The 17,566-nt window shown below is 71.8% G+C and carries 13 protein-coding genes; 2 read left to right on the top strand and 11 right to left on the bottom strand.

All coding sequences use genetic code 11. The features are described 5' to 3' along the window. From ilvN to ACWCQ1_RS09470, 4 genes are all read right to left on the bottom strand, one after another. Window positions 1-525, bottom strand: a complete 525-nt coding sequence (ilvN, locus tag ACWCQ1_RS09485; RefSeq protein WP_133046710.1) for an acetolactate synthase small subunit — start codon at window positions 523-525, stop codon at window positions 1-3. Between the two features lie 22 nt (window positions 526-547). Continuing rightward, the gene (locus ACWCQ1_RS09480) at window positions 548-2,392 is read right to left on the bottom strand and encodes an acetolactate synthase large subunit (RefSeq protein WP_358595524.1); all 1,845 of its coding nucleotides are present in this window, start codon (window positions 2,390-2,392) and stop codon (window positions 548-550) included. Window positions 2,393-2,623: 231 nt separating this feature from the next. Further along, window positions 2,624-5,620: a putative bifunctional diguanylate cyclase/phosphodiesterase gene (locus ACWCQ1_RS09475; RefSeq protein WP_358595522.1), complete on the bottom strand. Its 2,997-nt coding sequence runs from the start codon at window positions 5,618-5,620 to the stop codon at window positions 2,624-2,626. Between the two features lie 440 nt (window positions 5,621-6,060). Continuing rightward, complete coding sequence (locus ACWCQ1_RS09470; protein WP_133046707.1) at window positions 6,061-7,011, bottom strand: 2-hydroxyacid dehydrogenase; 951 nt, start codon at window positions 7,009-7,011, stop codon at window positions 6,061-6,063. Window positions 7,012-7,087: 76 nt separating this feature from the next. Between ACWCQ1_RS09470 and ACWCQ1_RS09465 the strand changes: the two genes are divergently transcribed. Both ACWCQ1_RS09465 and ACWCQ1_RS09460 read left to right on the top strand, forming a co-directional pair. Then, complete coding sequence (locus tag ACWCQ1_RS09465) at window positions 7,088-8,086, top strand: aldo/keto reductase (RefSeq protein WP_451026189.1); 999 nt, start codon at window positions 7,088-7,090, stop codon at window positions 8,084-8,086. A 487-nt stretch (window positions 8,087-8,573) separates the two neighbouring features. Further along, window positions 8,574-9,740, top strand: coding sequence for a PQQ-dependent sugar dehydrogenase (locus ACWCQ1_RS09460; RefSeq protein WP_451026188.1), 1,167 nt, complete (start codon window positions 8,574-8,576; stop codon window positions 9,738-9,740). 27 nt (window positions 9,741-9,767) lie between these two features. Here the strand turns inward: ACWCQ1_RS09460 and ACWCQ1_RS09455 are convergent, their stop codons facing one another. The 7 genes from ACWCQ1_RS09455 to ACWCQ1_RS09425 all read right to left on the bottom strand — a co-directional run bounded on the left by ACWCQ1_RS09455 (window position 9,768) and on the right by ACWCQ1_RS09425 (window position 17,498). Then, on the bottom strand, window positions 9,768-9,971 hold the full coding sequence (locus tag ACWCQ1_RS09455) for a DUF6191 domain-containing protein (RefSeq protein WP_451026187.1): 204 nt from the start codon (window positions 9,969-9,971) through the stop codon (window positions 9,768-9,770). Window positions 9,972-10,007: 36 nt separating this feature from the next. Continuing rightward, window positions 10,008-13,046, bottom strand: coding sequence for a helix-turn-helix transcriptional regulator (locus ACWCQ1_RS09450; RefSeq protein WP_133046703.1), 3,039 nt, complete (start codon window positions 13,044-13,046; stop codon window positions 10,008-10,010). Between the two features lie 167 nt (window positions 13,047-13,213). Next, window positions 13,214-13,396, bottom strand: coding sequence for a hypothetical protein (locus ACWCQ1_RS09445; RefSeq protein WP_133046702.1), 183 nt, complete (start codon window positions 13,394-13,396; stop codon window positions 13,214-13,216). A gap of 195 nt (window positions 13,397-13,591) precedes the next feature. Then, a complete protein-coding gene (locus ACWCQ1_RS09440) occupies window positions 13,592-14,158 on the bottom strand; it encodes a hypothetical protein (protein ID WP_451026186.1) in 567 nt (188 codons plus the stop codon). Window positions 14,159-14,193: 35 nt separating this feature from the next. Further along, window positions 14,194-14,766 carry a GNAT family N-acetyltransferase gene (locus tag ACWCQ1_RS09435; RefSeq protein ID WP_358595507.1) on the bottom strand — a complete coding sequence of 191 codons (573 nt, stop codon included), beginning with the start codon at window positions 14,764-14,766 and terminating at the stop codon, window positions 14,194-14,196. Then, window positions 14,744-16,987, bottom strand: coding sequence for an MMPL family transporter (locus ACWCQ1_RS09430; protein ID WP_451026185.1), 2,244 nt, complete (start codon window positions 16,985-16,987; stop codon window positions 14,744-14,746). Before ACWCQ1_RS09430 ends, ACWCQ1_RS09435 begins: the two co-directional genes overlap by 23 nt. Window positions 16,988-17,192: 205 nt before the next feature. Further along, window positions 17,193-17,498, bottom strand: coding sequence for a hypothetical protein (locus tag ACWCQ1_RS09425; RefSeq protein WP_133046698.1), 306 nt, complete (start codon window positions 17,496-17,498; stop codon window positions 17,193-17,195). Window positions 17,499-17,566 lie beyond the last annotated feature (68 nt).

Here is a 17,566-nt window from a genome sequence, read left to right as displayed (position 1 = left end):
TTACGCGCTGCGGTCGAGGGCGCGCAGCGACCGGTCCGTGATCGAGCGGGCGCCGCGGCCGATCGCGATCGTGCCGGACTGGACGAGCTCCTTGATGCCGTACGGCTCCAGCATCTTGAGCATGGCCGAGAGCTTCTCGCTGCTGCCGGTGGCCTCGATCGTGACGGCCTCCGGGGAGACGTCGACGGTCTTGGCGCGGAACAGCTGGACGATCTCGACGATCTGCGAGCGCGTCTCGTTGTCGGCCTTCACCTTCACCAGAACGAGTTCGCGCTGAACCGCGGAACCGGGCTCCAGCTCGACGATCTTCAGGACGTTGACCAGCTTGTTGAGCTGCTTGGTCACCTGCTCCAGCGGGAGGTCCTCGACGCCCACCACGATGGTGATGCGGGAGATGTCGGGGTGCTCGGTGACACCGACCGCGAGCGAGTCGATGTTGAAGCCACGGCGGGAGAAGAGGGCGGCGATCCGGGCCAGGATGCCCGGGGTGTTCTCCACCAGGACCGAGAGCGTGTGCTTGGACATGGTCTTTTTACGTCTCTCTCGCTCAGTCGTCTTCGTTGTCGCCGAAGTCGGGGCGGACGTCCCGGGCGGCCATGATCTCGTCGTTGGAGGTGCCGGCGGCGACCATCGGCCACACCATCGCGTCCTCGTGGACGATGAAGTCCACGACGACGGGGCGGTCGTTGATGGAGTTCGCCTCCTCGATGACCTTGTCCAGGTCCTCCGGGGACTCGCAGCGCAGGCCCACACAGCCCATGGCCTCGGACAGCTTCACGAAGTCCGGCACGCGCGTGCCGCGGGCGTCCGGGTTGACGTCGTCCGGACCGGAGTGCAGCACGGTGTTGGAGTAGCGCTGGTTGTAGAAGAGGGTCTGCCACTGGCGGACCATCCCGAGGGCGCCGTTGTTGATGATGGCGACCTTGATCGGGATGTTGTTCAGGGCGCAGGTGGTGAGCTCCTGGTTGGTCATCTGGAAGCAGCCGTCGCCGTCGATCGCCCAGACCGTCTGCCCCGGCGCGCCGGCCTTGGCGCCCATGGCGGCCGGGACCGCGTAGCCCATCGTCCCGGCGCCGCCGGAGTTGAGCCAGGTGGCGGGCTTGTCGTACCGGATGAAGTGCGCCGACCACATCTGGTGCTGGCCGACGCCCGCCGCGAAGATCGTGTCCTCGGGGGCGAGCTGTCCGATCCGCTCGATGACCTGCTGCGGGGACAGCGAGCCGTCGTCGGGCAGGTCGTAGCCGAGCGGGTAGGTGTCGCGCCAGCGGGTCAGGTCCTTCCACCAGGCGCTGTAGTCGCCCTGGTGACCCTCGCTGTGCTCCTTCTGGACGGCCTGGATGAGGTCGGCGATGACCTCGCGCGCGTCACCGACGATCGGCACGTCCGCGGCGCGGTTCTTGCCGATCTCGGCCGGGTCGATGTCGGCGTGGACGATCTTGGCGTACGGGGCGAAGCTGTCCAGCTTGCCGGTGACGCGGTCGTCGAAGCGGGCTCCGAGGGCGACGATCAGGTCGGCCTTCTGCAGCGCGGTGACGGCGGTGACCGCACCGTGCATGCCCGGCATTCCCACGTGCAGCGGGTGGCTGTCGGGGAACGCGCCGAGCGCCATCAGGGTGGTGGTGACGGGCGCTCCGGTGAGCTCGGCGAGAACCTTGAGCTCGGCGGTGGCGTGTGCCTTGATGACACCGCCGCCGACGTAGAGGACGGGCCGCTTGGCTGAGGTGATGAGCTTGGCGGCCTCGCGGATCTGCTTGGCGTGCGGCTTGGTCACCGGGCGGTAGCCGGGCAGGTCCATCACCGGCGGCCAGGAGAAGGTGGTCTTCGCCTGGAGGGCGTCCTTGGCGATGTCGACCAGCACCGGGCCTGGGCGGCCGGTGGAGGCGATGTGGAAGGCCTGCGCGATCACGCGCGGGATGTCCTCGGCCTTGGTGACCAGGAAGTTGTGCTTGGTGATCGGCATGGTGATGCCGACGATGTCCGCCTCCTGGAAGGCGTCCGTGCCGATCGCCTTGGACGCCACCTGTCCGGTGATCGCCACGAGCGGCACCGAGTCCATGTGGGCGTCCGCGATGGGCGTGACGAGGTTGGTCGCGCCGGGGCCCGAGGTGGCCATGCAGACACCGACCCTGCCGGTGGCCTGCGCGTAGCCGGTGGCCGCGTGGCCGGCGCCCTGCTCGTGCCGGACCAGGACGTGGCGCACCCGGGTCGAGTCCATCAGGGGGTCGTACGCGGGAAGGATGGCACCGCCGGGAATGCCGAATACCGTGTCGGCCCCGACCTCCTCGAGAGAGCGGATGAGGGACTGCGCACCCGTGACGTGTTCGGGGGCGGACTGCTGTCCTCCGGATCGGGGCCGCGGCTGCGGATGGGCCCCGGTGGCCTGCTCGGTCATCGTCAGTCTCTTCTCGATGCTGAGGGTTTTTGCGAGGTTTGTACGGTGTTCGGCTGCTGCACGAACAGTGCCTGTGCAACAAAAAACCCCTCGTGCCGTAAGGCAAGCGAGGGGAGCGCGCCGGGTGGAGGTCGCTGAGCGATGGTGGGCTCAGCGTCAGCCGACGCGCTTTCCAAGTACGAGAATTCGGGTGCGCATGGCACTGACCCTCCCCCCGACGCGCACCACGTGTCAAGTGGGTGGGACGGGAGTCTCATTATGTGAGCGCAGGGCGGTTCCGCCTCCCAGAACGGCGGTCACACCTCCTGTGTACACCCCGCCCCCGCCTCCTGCGAAGGCGGGCTCAATGGGGCTGTGCGGAACCGGATAGTGGCCGGATCCGAGCGCTCTGCGCAGCCGGTACTCGTCCAACGGGCCCGAGAACGCCATGCCCTGTCCATGGGTGCAGCCCATCGCGCGCAGGGCGACGACCTGTTCGGGCAGATCCACGCCGTCGGCCACGGACTGCAGCCCGAGGTCGGTGGCGATTCTGAGCAGCCCGCTGGTGATCTTGTGCAGCCGCGCGGACTCGACGACGCCCTCGACCAGACCGCGGTCGAGCTTCAGCACGTCGACGGGGAGTCTGCGCAGTGCCGTGATCGCCGCGTAGCCGCTGCCGAAGCCGTCCAGGGCGATCCGTACGCCGTGCCGGCGCAGGGCACCCAGTCTGCGCTCCAACTCGTCCAGGGAGACCCGCGGATCCATGTCGGACAGCTCGATCACCAGGGATCCGGACGGCAGCCCGTGCCGGGTCAGCAGGGCCTCGATCGAACCGGCCGGCATCGAGCGGTCCAGCAGGCGCCGGGCGCCGACCCGGACCGCGACGGGCACGGCGAGCCCCGTCCCGGTGCGCTCGGCGGCCTGTTCGACGGCCTCCTCCAGCAGCCAGCGGCCCAGCTCCGCCGTCCGGTCGTTGTCCTCGGCGACCCGCAGGAACTCGGCGGGGGTGAACAGCACCCCCTGCGAGGAACGCCAGCGCGCCTGCGCCTCGACCGATGTGATCCGGCCGTCCTCCAGACAGACCACGGGCTGGTGCAGCAGCGTGAACTCGCCGTCGTGCAGCGCGGCCCGCAGGCGCGTGGCCAGCTCCGCCTTGCGTACGACGTCCTGCTGCATCTGGGGCGCGTACAGCTCGACGCGGCCCTTGCCGCCCGCCTTGGCGCGGTACATGGCGAGGTCGGCGTTGCGCAGCAACTCGCCCGCCCCGAGGCCGGGTTCGGCGAAGGCGACGCCGATGGAGGCGGCCACCCGGACATCGTTGCCGTCGATGAGGTACGGCTGCGAGAGCGTGATCCTGAGGCGGTCGGCGAGCTCCAGGATGTGACGTTCGCGCGCGGTACGGTCCCGGGCACCGTCGCCGACGATCAGGGCCGCGAACTCGTCGCCGCCGAGCCGGGACGCGGTGTCGCCGTGCCGGACCGCGTCCTGGAGTCTGCGGGCGGCCTGGACGAGCAGTTCGTCCCCGGCCTGGTGCCCGATCGTGTCGTTGACGGCCTTGAAGCCGTCGAGATCGATGAAGAGGACGGCCGTGCCGCGCAGGTGGGCGCCCCGGTCGGAGGCGCGGCGGCCGGACACGGCCTGCTGGACCCGCTTGGTGAACAGGGCCCGGTTGGGCAGGTCGGTGAGCGGGTCGTGCTCGGCGTTGTGCTGCAACTGCGCCTGCAGCCGCACCCTTTCGGTCACGTCCCGGCTGTTGAAGATGAGGCCGCCGTGGTGGCGGTTGACGGTGGACTCGACGTTGAGCCAGCCGCCGTCACCGGAGCGGAAGCGGCACTCGATGCGGGTGGTGGGTTCCTCCTGGGGGCTGGCGGCGAGGAAGCGGCGCACCTCGTGCACCACACAGCCCAGGTCCTCCGGGTGGATGAGACTGGCCAGTTCGCTGCCCACCAGTTCCTCGGCGGGGCGTCCGTAGACCCCGGCGGCGGCCGGGGAGACGTACCTCAGCACGCCGCTGGGCGCGGCGATCATGATGACGTCGCTGGAGCCCTGCACCAGGGAGCGGAAGTGGTTCTCCTTCTGCGCGAGTTCCTGGGTGAGGGTGATGTTGTCCAGGAGCATGATGCCCTGGCGCATCACGAGGGCGAGCACCACCGTGCCGCCGGTGATGAGCACGACGCGGTCGACGCTGCGGCCGTTGAGGACGTTGTAGAGGATCCCCAGGGTGCAGACGGCGGCGGCGAGGTAGGGCGTGAGGGCGGCCAGGGAGCCGGCGATGGGCCGGGCGGCCGGGTACCGGCTGTGGTCGTCCCCCTGCGCGGGCGCGTGGTGGGGGTGGGTGCCGCCGCGCCGGCCCGGCAGGTGCTCGTGCACCACGCGCGTGTGCCCGTCGTCCTCCTCCGGGCGTGTGTGCCGGGGCGTGGCCCAGGGCGCGTACGCGAGGAGCAGCGAGCCGGCGAACCAGCCCGCGTCGAGCAGCTGGCCCGAGTGGTAGTGGTCGCGCAGCAGCGGTGAGGTGAACAGGGCGTCGCACATCACCGTCAGCGCGAGGGCGCCGATGGCGGTGTTGACGGCCGTGCGGTTGACCGCCGAGCGCCGGAAGTGCAGCGCCAGCACCATGCTGACCAGGGCGATGTCCAGCAGCGGGTACGCCAGCGACAGCGCGGTCTGCGCCACGCTCGGCCCGTCGAACTTGGCCGCCTGGGCCAGCGCGAGACTCCAGGACAGGGTCAGCAGCGAGCCGCCGATCAGCCAGGCGTCCAGTCCCAGGCAGACCCAGCCGGCCTTCGTCACGGGCCGCTTGGCGAGCACCAGCAGCCCGACGATGGCGGGCGGCGCGAAGCAGAGGAAGAACAGGTCGGCGTAGCTGGGGCTGGGCACCTGCTGGTCCAGGACCACCTCGTACCACCCCCAGACCGCGTTGCCCAGGGCCGTCATGGTCGAGGAGAGTGCGAACAGCAGCCAGGCGGGCCGAAAGCGGACACGGCGGTTGCGGGCGTACAGGAAGCAGGACACGGCGGCGGTCGCGGCCGCCGCGGCCAGGCCGAAGTCACCCATGATCAGCGCGAGTTCGCCCGAACCCCAGTCGAGCGCGGAACCGACGGCGTATCCCGCGCAGACCAGGGCCAGGACGAGTTGGCGGACCAGGGTGTTGCCGACACCGGTGATCGGCGGCCGGGGCGACCGCCCCGGCGAGGGCTGCGCCCGCACCGCTCCGTCCAGGGTGGTCGTGAGAGGCGGCGGCGAGGTCACCGGGTCCTCCCGGTCCGCGCCGCTCCCGCGTCCCGCGGGTCCCGGTGCGCTGGGTGCGCATGCCCCCTGCGGCTGCTGTGCCTGCGGTGATGGTCGTTGTGCCGGCAGCCGTGATTGCTGTGGTGACCGCGTCTGCGCGCGGCCGTGCGCCAGGGTCGCCGCCGGCGGCCCCGCCGCGTCGGATCGCTCGTCCATAGGCCGTGCATCGCCCGTCGCCCCCCTCACAGTCTGAAATGTCCGTCCCCGGCGCCGAACGGTGCGCGGCGCAGCCCCTGCTCGGGACGATACACCAGTCTCGTCACTCAGGGACATAGTTCCTCTACGCTCCGTGACGACCAGCGGCGATGCGAGCACGTACCGCGTCCGGAAGATTGCGGAGCGTACCGGAAGCGGATGATGCGCCGGTTGCGCGCCCGCGCTCGACAGCGCCCGCTCGTGCGCTACGCGCCGGTCGAACCCGTCGTAAGGATCACGTTGGCGAGGGGTTCACGGTTCACGAAACGTGTCAGCTGGTTGACGATGAGTCGCTTCGCGCGGGGCAGGAACGCCGAGCTGGGTCCCCCGACATGGGGGCTGATGAGCACGCCGGGCGCCTTCCACAGCGGGTGCTCGCGGGGCAGCGGCTCGGGGTCGGTGACGTCGAGGGCGGCGGTGATGCGGCCGCTCTCAAGCTCGGCGAGGAGCGCCTTGGTGTCGACGACGGGTCCACGCGCGACGTTGACGAGGAGCGCTCCGTCCTTCATCCGGGCGAGGAAGTCGGCGCCCGCCAGGCCGCGCGTGGACTCGGTCAGGGGCGTGATCAGGACGACGACGTCCGCCTCAGGCAGCAGCCGGGGCAGATCGGTGAGCGGATGCACGGGGCCGCGCTCCGTGGTGCGCGCGGAGCGCGCGACGCGCACCACCCGCGCGACCTCGAAGGGCACGAGCCGGTCCTCGATCGCGGATCCGATCGAGCCATATCCGACGATGAGGACGCTCTTGTCGGCGAGCGCGGGCCGGAAACCCGCGCGCCACTCCCCCAGTTCCTGACCCCGTACGAAGTCGGGGACACCGCGCAGGGAGGCGAGGATCAGCGTGAGCGCCAGCTCGGCGGTGCTCGCCTCGTGCACCCCGCGCGCGTTGCACACCTGGACGCCGGGGCGCAGGTGCTTCAGGCCCGGTTCCAGGCTGTCGATGCCGGCGGACAGCGTCTGGACCACCTGGACGGAGCCGAGTTGCGGCAGCGGGCGGACTACGACCTCGGCGGGCTTCATGTAGGGGACGACGTAGAAGGAGCAGTCGGCGGGGTCTGCGGGGAAGTCCTTCTCGCCGTTCCAGAAGCGGTACTCGGGCCCGTCCGGGAGACCTTCGATCTCGTCCGGCGGGAGCGGAAGCCACACGTCAGCAGTCATGTCAGGAGGCTATGTCAGGCCGGTGGAGGCGCAGAGGTTAGGTTGGGGGATCCGTAAGAAGGAGGGTCACGAGCAGGTGGAGCGCAGGACGATGGGCGCGGGGGCCCTCGCCGTGGGGGCCGTCGGCCTGGGGTGCATGCCGATGAGCTGGGCGTACAGCGGCTCGCGGCAGCGCGGCGAGGAGTCGCTCAGGGCGGTGCACCGGGCGCTGGACGCGGGCTCGACGCTCCTGGACACGGCGGACATGTACGGCCCGTTCACCAACGAGCTGCTGGTGGGGCGGGTGTTGAAGGAGCGGCGCGCGGACGCCTTCGTGTCGACGAAGGTGGGGCTGCTGGTGGGTGAGCAGCACATCGTGGCCAACGGCCGCCCCGGCTATGTGAAGCGGGCCTGTGACGCGTCGCTGCGGCGGCTGCAGACGGATGTGATCGACCTCTACCAGTTGCACCGCGCGGACCCGGAGGTCCCCGTCGAGGAGACGTGGGGCGCGATGGCGGAGCTCGTCCAGGCCGGGAAGGTCAGGGCGCTCGGGCTGTGCGCGGTCGGGGCGCGGGGCGGGCGGCGGTCGGGGGGCCGGATGCACGACGCGACGATCCGGCAGCTGCGGCGGGTCCAGCAGGTGTTCCCGGTGAGCGCGGTGGAGGCCGAGCTGTCGGTGTGGTCCCCGGAGGCGCTGGAGTCGCTGCTGCCGTGGTGCGAGGCGCGCGGCGTCGGCTTCCTGGCCGCGATGCCGCTCGGCAACGGCTTCCTGACCGGCACCCTCACCCCGGGCGAGGGCTTCGAACCGGACGACGTGCGCGCCCGGCATCCCCGCTTCACCGCGGAGATGATGGCCGCCAACCAGCCGATCGTGGCAGGTCTGCGCCGGGTCGCGGCCCGGCACGGCGAGAACGTGACCGCGGCCCAGGTCGCGCTGGCCTGGGTACTGGCCCAGGGCCGCCACGTGGTCCCGGTACCGGGCACCAAGCAGGAGCGATGGGCGGCGGAGAACGCAGCGGCGGCCGACCTCCGCCTCACACCGGAGGACCTGACCGAGGTGGCGGAACTGCCGGACGCTCTGGGGTCGTGGGACTGAACCAGGGGCACGGCCGCGACCGCGCTCGCCGACGGTCGCCGATTAGCTCCGGGCGACCGAGCACCCGAGCGAGGGAGCAACCGTGACCTCGTTCGCAGGCGGTCGCCGATGAGCTCCGGGCAGCCGAGCGCCCGCGCCCGGCAGAGGCCACCGCCCCCCTCCTCGCCGGTTGCGCGGCAGGCAATCGAAGGCCCGAGCCCAACGGAAACCGTCCACGCCTCATCGCCGGTTGCCGATCCGGCGCCAGGCGGTACGGGACCCCATCCCGACGGATGCCGCCGCACCCCTGGTCGCCGGTTGCCGGGTCCAGCGTTCACGCGATCGAGAACCGAGCCCGGCGGGAGCCGTCGTACCGCTCATCCACGGTCGTCGATTGGGGGCCGGGTGATCGGGAACCTGTGAGGCGCGAGCGGTGTATCACAGGTAGAACCTGCCGACCGGGCTGCAGAAGCTGCCGACGGGACCGCCGTGCGAAGGGACCGAGACCGTGCTACGACGAGCTGTACCGGCCTTACTGGCCACCACCGCGCTCCTGCTGACAGCGGGCTGCTCCTCCGGCGGGGGCGGCGGCTCGGCGAGCGGAGACGGTACGACATCGGGGGGCACGTCGGCGAACGCGTCCCCGTCCCGCCGGGCCGCCGATCAGGCGCCGCCCGCCAAGGGCTCGGTGAAGGTGCTGCGGACGGTCGCCACCGGCCTGAACAGCCCCTGGGGCCTGGCCCCGCTCCCCGGCGACGGCGGCCTGCTCGTCGCCTCCCGGGACCAGGGCACGATCACCAGGGTCGACGAGAAGACGGGAGAGAAGACCGACCTCGGCAAGGTCTCCGGGGTCTCCGCGGCCGGCGAGGGCGGCCTGCTCGGCATCGCCCTCTCCCCGGACTACGCCTCGGACCACATGATCTACGCGTACTTCACCTCGGCCTCGGACAACCGCGTCGTCCGGGTGCTGTACGACCCGCAGAAGCCGGCCGGTGAGCAACTGGGCGCCCCGGACACGATCTTCAAGGGCATCCCCAAGGGCTACATCCACAACGGCGGACGGATCGCCTTCGGCCCGGACGGCATGCTCTACGCGGGCACAGGCGAGAGCGGCAACCGCGGCCTGGCGCAGGACAGGAAGTCCCTGGGCGGCAAGATCCTCCGCCTGACCCCCGAGGGCGACCCGGCTCCCGGCAACCCGTTCCCGGACTCCCCCGTGTACACGTACGGCCACCGGAACGTGCAAGGGCTGGCCTGGGACCCCGAACAGCGCCTGTTCGCCGCGGAGTTCGGCCAGGACACCTGGGACGAGCTGAACGCGATCAAGCCCGGTGACAACTACGGCTGGCCGGACGCCGAGGGCAAGTCCTCCGACGCGAGGTTCCACAACCCGATAGCCCAGTGGCACACCGACGAGGCCTCCCCGAGCGGTATCGCCTACGCCCAGGGCTCCATCTGGATGGCGGGCCTGAGGGGCCAGCGTCTGTGGCGCATACCTCTGGACGGCACGAAGGCCTCCGCCGACCCCCAGCCCTTCCTGGAGGGCGAGTACGGCCGCCTGCGCACGGTGGTGGCGGCGGGCGGCGACAAGCTGTGGCTGACGACGAGCAACACGGACGGAAGGGGCGACCCGAAGAGCGGAGACGACCGGCTTCTGGAGCTGCAGGTGAAGTGACCCCTAGTGACCCTCAGCCCCCCTGGGTCACTCCTCCCCCGGCACCTCGGGCCTTTCCTCGTCCTGCCCAGGCTTGGGCGGGCGCACCACGACCTTTCCGGACGCCAGGTCTATCGGACCGCGCCCCGGATCGTTGTCACCGACGTCCTCCCGGGTCAGCTCCAGCCGGTTCTGTTCGTCCCGGGTGTGCTTGCGGCCCGGCGCGAACAGTTCCTCGAAAGCGTTGAACACGGCGCCTCCCTGTCCCGGTGGTCTCCAGCCTACGTCTCACCCCGCCGTCCGGGCGGTGAGCGGATCGGCCGGCGACAGCCCCACCCGATGCGCCACCGCCGCGGCCTCTCCCCTTCCGGAGACGCCGAGCTTGGCCAGGATGTTCGAGACATGGACGCTGGCCGTCTTCGGGGAGATGAAGAGCTGCTCGGCGATCTGGCGGTTGGTGCGTCCGGCGGCGACCAGGCGCAGGACGTCGCGTTCGCGGCTGGTGAGCCCGAGGGCCTCGACCGGGTCCGCGGGCCGCTGGTCCGGGACGCGGTGCAGGGCGAGCCGAGCGCGCTGGGCGAGCAGTGCGACGGCCTCGGCGAGCGGGCGGGCGCCGAGGTGGCCGGCGACGGCGTGGGCGAGGCGGAGCAGTTCGGCGGCGCGGTCGCGCTCGTCCTCGCCGCCGTCCCGCAGCAGGGCCCCGGCCAGGCGATGGCGGACACGGGCGAGGTCGTAGGGCCGGTCCAGGCACTCGAAGGCGGTGACCACGTCCGACCAGGTGTCGGCGGTGTCCTCGTCCTCGGCGCGGGAGAGCTCGGCCCGCACCCACTTCTCGTGGGCGAGCCAGATGGGGGCGTCGGTGGTGGTCTTCTTGGCCGCGTCGCGGATCCGGTCCAGGACGGCGGCCCGGTCCTGGGCGGCGGCGGGCAGCGCGCGGGCGTCGGCCTCGGCGGTCGCGGCGGCGAGCAGCAGGGGCCAGCCGTCGCGCTGGGTGCCCGGCGGCATCCCGGCGTCGAGGGCGCGGGCGAGCTCGGCGCGGGCGTCCGGCAGGCGGCCCTCGCCCGCGGCGACGCCGATGGCGATGCGGGAGAGGAGCAGTGTGTGCTGGGGCATGGGGTCGTGGGTGCCCAGGAAGTCCCGCGCGGCGGCCAGTTGGCGGGCCGCCTCGGTGAGGTCGCCGCGGCCCAGGGCGAGGTGTGCCAGGCACATGGCGCCGCTGCCCTGGGGCTTCGCGCTGTGCCCCACCCGCAGGGCGCCCGCCGCGGCGTCGGCGGCCTCGTCCCACAGGCCCAGGGAGTACGTCGACTCGGAGAGGTTGGCCCACACCCATGCCTCCGATTCGAGCAGGCCGAACCTCCTGGTGAAGGCGAGGCCCTCCTTGAGGAGCGGCACGGCCTCCCGGGTGCGGCCGACCGAGTCGAGCGCGGAGGGCAGATTGACGTAGGCCCGGCCGGCGACGACGGCCACGCCCTCCTCCAGGGCCCGGTCCTTGACCTCGTACATCTCGGCGAGGCCGGACTCGACCGAGCCGGCGTCGACCATGAGGCCGCCGAGGGTGAGCCGGGCGTTGAGTTCAATCTCCCGGGCGCCGACCATGCGCGCGTACTCCACGGCGCGTTCGGCGGCCGAGAGGGCGTCGGGGCCGGGTTCGTGCAGCATCGCCCAGCCGGCGGCGTTGGCGAGGACCTCGGCGTGGACCTCGGAGGGCGGCAGACCGCGGACCAGGTCCTGGGCGGTGGCCAGTTCCCGCCAGCCGTCGCCGCGGGCCAGGGCCTGCACGAGACGGGAGCGCTGGACCCAGAACCAGGCGGCCCGCAGCGGATCGTCCTCGTCCTCCAGCAGATGCAGCGCACGCTTGGTGATCTTCAGGGCACGTTCCCGCTCCCCGCACAGCCGGCCGGCGCCGGCGGCCTCGGCCATGAGGTCGAGGAAGTGCAGCGGGGTGGTGGCCGGATCGCAGCCGCAGGGGGCGTAGACCTCGCAGTAGTCGCCGAGGCGCAGGGCGGCCCGTACGTCCTCGGGGGCGGTGTCCCACAGCTCCATCGCCCGTTCCAGGAGCCGCAGTTGCTCGCTGTAGGCGTGCCGGCAGCGGGCCGCGACGGCAGCGTCGAGGACGGCGGGCAGGGCCTTCGCGGCGTCGTGGGCGTGGTACCAGTAGCTGGCCAGACGCATGACACGCTCGTCGGCCGGGACCAGGGTGGGGTCGGCCTCCAGGGCCTCGGCGTAGCGGCGGTTGAGGCGGGAGCGCTCGCCGGGCAGCAGGTCGTCGCTGACGGCCTCGCGGACCAGGGAGTGGCGGAAGCGGTAGCCGTCTCCGGCGGGCGTGGCGAGCAGGATGTTGGCGCCCACGGCGGCCCGCAGCGCCTCGATGAGGTCGTCCTCGGCGAGCCGGGCGACGGCGGCCAGGAGGCGGTACTCGACGGTGGAGCCGCCCTCGGCGACGATCCGGGCGACCCGCTGGGCGCTCTCGGGCAGGCCCTCGACGCGCACCAGGAGCAGGTCGCGCAGGGAGTCGGTGAGGCCGGTGCAGCAGCCCTCGGTGGCGGCGACGGCGAGTTCCTCGACGAAGAAGGCGTTGCCGTCGGAGCGTTCGAAGATGGCGTCGACCTGGTCGGGGTCCGGTTCGGCGGCGAGGATGCCGGCGATCTGGCGGCCGACCTCCTGCCGGTTGAAGCGGGCGAGTTCCACGCGGCGGACGGTGCGCAGGCGGTCGAGTTCGGCGAGCAGGGGGCGCAGCGGGTGGCGGCGGTGGATGTCGTCGGCGCGGTAGGTGGCGAGGACGACCAGCCGGCCGGTGCGCAGGGTGCGGAAGAGGTAGGCCAGCAGGTGGCGGGTGGAGGCGTCGGCCCAGTGCAGGTCCTCCAGGGCGACGACGACGGTGCGCTCGGCCGCGACGCGCTCCAGCAGGCGGGCGGTGAGTTCGAAGAGGCGGGCCATGCCCTCCTCGTCGTGCCGGCCGCCGGAGGCCTCGCCGAGTTCGGGCAGCAGGCGGGCCAGTTCCTCCTCCTGTCCGGCGGCAGCGGCGGCGAGTTCCCCGGGCAGTTCGCGGCGCAGGGCGCGCAGGGCGGTGGAGAAGGGGGCGAACGGCAGGCCGTCGGCACCGATCTCCACACAGCCGCCGAGTGCGACGACCGCGCCCTCGCGGCAGGCCGCGGTGGCGAACTCCTCGACCAGCCGTGTCTTGCCGACTCCGGCCTCCCCGCCGATCAGCAGCGCCTGCGGTTCGCCCGCGGCGGCACGGGCGAGCGCGTCGTTCAGCGTCCCGAGCTCTTCGGCTCGGCCGACGAACACCCGACTTACGGACCTGGTCTCCACGAGGGCGAGCATCGCATGGGGGTACGACGGGACGGCACCGGTTTTCTCCGGAGCGACGGGGAGCGGACGTACCGCGGCCCCCACCGCGGGCAGGTGCGGTGAGGGCGGTCGCGGGGTGCTGCGGTCGTTTCCTCGAGGGCGGCCCTCCCCCGCGGGGCCGTCCTCGAGGCCTACCGGGCTCATGCGGCGCGGGCCGACCGGAGCCTGCGGAGGCGGGGGGTATGGGACTCGTCCTCCGCGGCGTGGCGTGCTTCGCGGCGGGCGGCGCGGCGGCCCTTGGCGGCCTCGCGGGCCAGGCGCTCCTGGTCGGCCCGACGGATCAGTTCGGCGGAACGGAGCTGCGAGATCTCGTACTCGTACATGGTGTGTCCCTTGGGAGAGGCGGATTCGGCTTCGCTTGCTGCGATGCCTCAACCTTCGTCTCCAAGGGGGGTCGGCCACATCGGGAGAGTTCCGCATCTTCGGCGGCCCCTGGGGCCTTAGACGAACGGAAGGGGCCTCAGACGCTCCGTAAGGTGCTTACAGATGGTCTGAGACCCCTCGGGACCTGCGTCGATTCAGCCGGCGGAGGGCAGGCCGAGCAGGACGTCGGTGTACTTGAGGACGGCCAGGAGGAGGCCGATGACGCCGAGGGCGACACCGCCCCAGGCGACCGACTTGATCCACGCGGCCTGCGGCCTGCCGGGGACGCCGAAGGCGGGACGGGCGAGGACGACGACGCCGACGACCAGGGCGAGCAGCGCGAAGACGCCGCCCCACAGGGCGCTGGTCTGCCACGCGTCGCCGTAGACCGCCTTGACCTGCTTGGCGACGCTCGCCGTGGACGAGGTCTGCAGCTGGCCCACGAGCGTCTGGCGGGCGGCGGCGACCGTGCCGATCCAGCTTCCGGTCAGCGAGACGAGGCCGAGCGCGGCGGAGACGACCGCCCCCGCGCCCTGGCCGACGCCGGTGGGGCCCGCCTCCTCGTCGGCGGCCGTCTCGGCCACCTCGTCGGTCCCGGGCTGGTCCTCCTCGGTCGTGGCCTCGGTCGTTGCCTCGGTCTGGGTGGCGTCCACCGCCTCCTCGTCGCGCTTCACTTCGGCGGCCTCGGTCGTGCCGGCCTCGTCAACTGTCTTGGTTCCCATGTCTGGCACCGTACGGACGCTCTCTGAGAGGGGTCTTAATGATCGTTGTGTTCGGCACGCGCGCGTGCTTCACGCCACTCGGGGGCGAGGATCGACCACACCTCGAGGTCGTGCCGCACCCCACCATAGGGGTGTGCCTGGCGACGTACGCCATCGCGGGTCATGCCCAGGCGCCGGGCGACGTCGATGCTGGGCACGTTGCCGGAGGCGGCGACCCATTCGACGCGGTGGATGCCGCGCTCCTCCACCGCCCAGTCGATCAGTATCCGCATCGCCCGGGTGACCAGGCCCCGCCCGGTCGCGGCGGGCTCCAGCCAGCACCCGACCTCGGCGTTGCCGGTCGCGGCGTCGAAGTTCAGGGTGAGCACCCCGCCGACGAGTTTCCCGTCCAGCCAGATCCCGTGGTAGGAGGCGGTGTCGGCGGCGCGCAGGTCGGCGTAGCGCTGGAGCGTCTCGCGGGCGGATGCCGCGTCCACGACCTGCGCGCCGAACGGGATGAACCGTCCGACGAACTCCCGGCCGCGCTCCAGGTGTGCCAGGAACTCCTCGGCGTGCCAGGGTTCCAGCGGCCGCAGTTCGGCGCCGTCACCCAGTGATATCGCGTACATCGCGCTGGTCCCCCTCCGCCAGGACGTCCGCCACCTCGGCGTCCGTCGCGGCGGCCAGCCTTTCATGGGCGGCGCGGCTCTCGGGCGGTTCGATGCTGATGCGGGGCAGGCGCTGGTCGAGCCAGCGGGGCAGCCACCAGTTGGCGCCGCCGAGCAGGTGCATGAGGGCCGGGACGAGCAGTGTGCGCAGGACGAAGGCGTCGAGGGCGACGGCGGAGGCGAGGGCGATGCCGAACATCGCGATCACGCGGTCGCCGCTGAGGACGAAGGCCAGGAAGACCGAGATCATGATGACGGCCGCGGAGTTGATCACCCGGCTGGTCTCGGCGAGCCCGACGCGGACGGCCCGTCGGTTGTCCCCGGTCTCCAGCCACTCCTCGTACATCCGGCTGACCAGGAAGACCTGGTAGTCCATGGAGAGCCCGAAGAGGACCGACACCATGATCACGGGGAGGAAGGGCTCGATGGGGCCCGCGCGGCCGAGGCCCAGCAGTTCGCTCCCCCAGCCCCACTGGAAGATCGCCACGACGACGCCGAAGGCGGCGGCGACCGCGGCGACGTTCATCGCGGCGGCCTTCACGGGGATGCCGATGGACCGGAAGGCCATGAGGAGCAGCAGACAGCCCAGTCCGATGACGACGCCGACGAACAGCGGCAGCTTGCCGACGATGACGGCCGCGAAATCGTCGTACGACGCGGTCACACCGCCCACCTGGATGTCGAGGGTGGTGCCGGTCTCGGCGCGCGGCAGCACCTCGGTGCGCAGCCGGTCGACGAGGTCGCTGGTCTTCTGCGACTGCGGTTCCGAGGCCGGGACGATCGTGAAGTAGGCGGTGTCGCCGCCGCTGTTGTAGGTGACCGGGGTCACCGAGGCGACGCCCTCGGTGGTGCGGATGGTGGCGTCGAGGTTGTCGAGGGTGAGCTTGTCCTCGGCGCCGTCGACGTGAGTCACCAGGGTGAGGGGGCCGTTGACACCGGGGCCGAAGCCGTCGGCGAGAAGGTCGTAGGCCTGCCGGGTGGTGGACGTCCTAGGGTCGTTGCCCTGGTCGGAGGTGCCCAGGTGGAGGGAGAGCGTGGGCAGCGCGAGCAGTGTCATCACGGCCAGCGCGACGACGCCGAGCACCTTGGGGTGGCGCTCCACGAACGCCGACCAGCGGTGCGCGAACCCGGTGGGCAGTTCGGGCTGGGGTCCGTGTTCCTCCAGCCGCCGCCGCTCGCGCCGGCTCAGGGCGCGCATGCCGATGAGGGACAGCAGGGCGGGCAGCAGCGTGACGGAGGCGGCGACCGTCAGGACGACGGTCAGGGAGGCGGCGATCGCGACACCGTTGAGGAAGCCGAGCCGCAGGATCAGCATGCCCAGCAGCGCGATGCAAACGGTGGCACCCGCGAAGACCACGGCCCGTCCGGTGGTCGCCACGGCGTTGGTGACGGCCTCGGTGACCGAGAGCCCGCGTTTGAGTCCGCGCCGGTGTCTGGTGACGATGAACAGCGCGTAGTCGATGCCGACGCCCAGCCCGATCAGCATGCCGAGCATGGGCGCGAAGTCGGCGACCGTCATGGCGTGCCCGAGCAGCCCGATCCCCGAGTACGCGGTGCCGACGCCGACCAGCGCGGTCGCGATGGGCAGCACGGACGCGGCGAGCGAGCCGAAGGCGAGGAACAGCACGACCGCGGCGACGGCCACGCCGACGATCTCGGCGGTGTGCCCGCCGGTCGGCTCGGTGAGCGCGACGGCGCTGCCGCCGAGTTCGACCTGGAGCCCGTCGCCGTCCGCGGCCTTCGCGGTGTGCACGACCGCCTCGGCCTCGGACTTCTTGATGTCCTCGGCGCCGTGGTCGAAGGTGACCGTGGCGTACGCGGTGTGCCCGTCGGCGCTGATCCGGCCCGCGCCCTGGCCGTCGTACGGACTGCTCACGGAGGCCACTCCGGACAGGTCCGCGATCTTGTCCAGGGTGCCGGTCATCGTCTGTTCGACGTCGGCGGCGCGCACGCTGCCCGACGTCACGTGCCAGACGACGGTGTCGCTGTCCCCGCCGAGTCCCGGGAAGCCCCGCTGCAGCAGCTTGGTGGCGGCGCCCGACTCGGTGCCGGGGGCCTCGTAGTCGTTCGAGTACGCGGAGCCGGTGACCGCTGCGGCGGCGGTGACCCCGCCGAAGGCGAGGAGCCACACCACGACCGCGACCAGGCGGTGCCGGACACACCAACGTGCAAGGGCTGCCACGAACGAGCTCCCAGGGGACGATATGTGGATCTTTGACCGGGAAGAAGTCGTTCACAACATGAACAGCCCGCAAAGAACGCATGAGCAATGCGAGGACCACTCTTGCAGGCAGAAGTGATCGTTTACGCCATTCGTGGGGTTATTCACAAGAGTGGGAGGCAGATCACAGGACAGTAACGAACACTCTGTCATCTCATCTGTCACCTCAGTCGAACTGGTCCCCCAGCGCCATCACCATCGCCCCGGCGACCAGCAGCCACAGCGCCCGCCGGGTGCGTCCCCGGGAGCCCAGCACTCCCGCCAGCGCGCACACCGCGGCACCGAGGCCGTAGGCGGCCGGCACCAGCGCCGGTGCGGCGTTCAGGGCCCGCACCACCGCGGCGGCCACTCCGGCGAGGGCCAGCAGCACACCGGTGGTGGCCGCCGTCCAGCGGGCCCGGTGCGCGTCCTCGGCGGAATCCGGCTGCGGGACGGCGCGGACAGCTGCTAGCTTCCGCTGGTCAGCCGTCACCGGCTCCTCGCCGACGACCGAAGCGGGTGCGTTGTTTGAAGGTCCGACCGAGCTCCTGCGCATCGCCT

The sequence above is a fragment of the Streptomyces sp. NPDC002144 genome, assembly GCF_053593695.1.
Note: the sequence above shows the minus strand (reverse complement) of the source record. Positions and strands in the feature narration are given on the sequence as shown.

What these genes read in the sequence shown, in the direction of transcription:
- ilvN (WP_133046710.1), bottom strand. Translation starts at nt 525, where the DNA reads ATGTCCAAGCACACGCTCTCGGTCCTGGTGGAGAACACCCCGGGCATC.
- ACWCQ1_RS09480 (WP_358595524.1), bottom strand. Translation starts at nt 2,392, where the DNA reads ATGACCGAGCAGGCCACCGGGGCCCATCCGCAGCCGCGGCCCCGATCC.
- ACWCQ1_RS09470 (WP_133046707.1), bottom strand. Translation starts at nt 7,011, where the DNA reads ATGACTGCTGACGTGTGGCTTCCGCTCCCGCCGGACGAGATCGAAGGT.
- ACWCQ1_RS09450 (WP_133046703.1), bottom strand. Translation starts at nt 13,046, where the DNA reads ATGCTCGCCCTCGTGGAGACCAGGTCCGTAAGTCGGGTGTTCGTCGGC.
- ACWCQ1_RS09445 (WP_133046702.1), bottom strand. Translation starts at nt 13,396, where the DNA reads ATGTACGAGTACGAGATCTCGCAGCTCCGTTCCGCCGAACTGATCCGT.
- ACWCQ1_RS09440 (WP_451026186.1), bottom strand. Translation starts at nt 14,158, where the DNA reads ATGGGAACCAAGACAGTTGACGAGGCCGGCACGACCGAGGCCGCCGAA.
- ACWCQ1_RS09435 (WP_358595507.1), bottom strand. Translation starts at nt 14,766, where the DNA reads ATGTACGCGATATCACTGGGTGACGGCGCCGAACTGCGGCCGCTGGAA.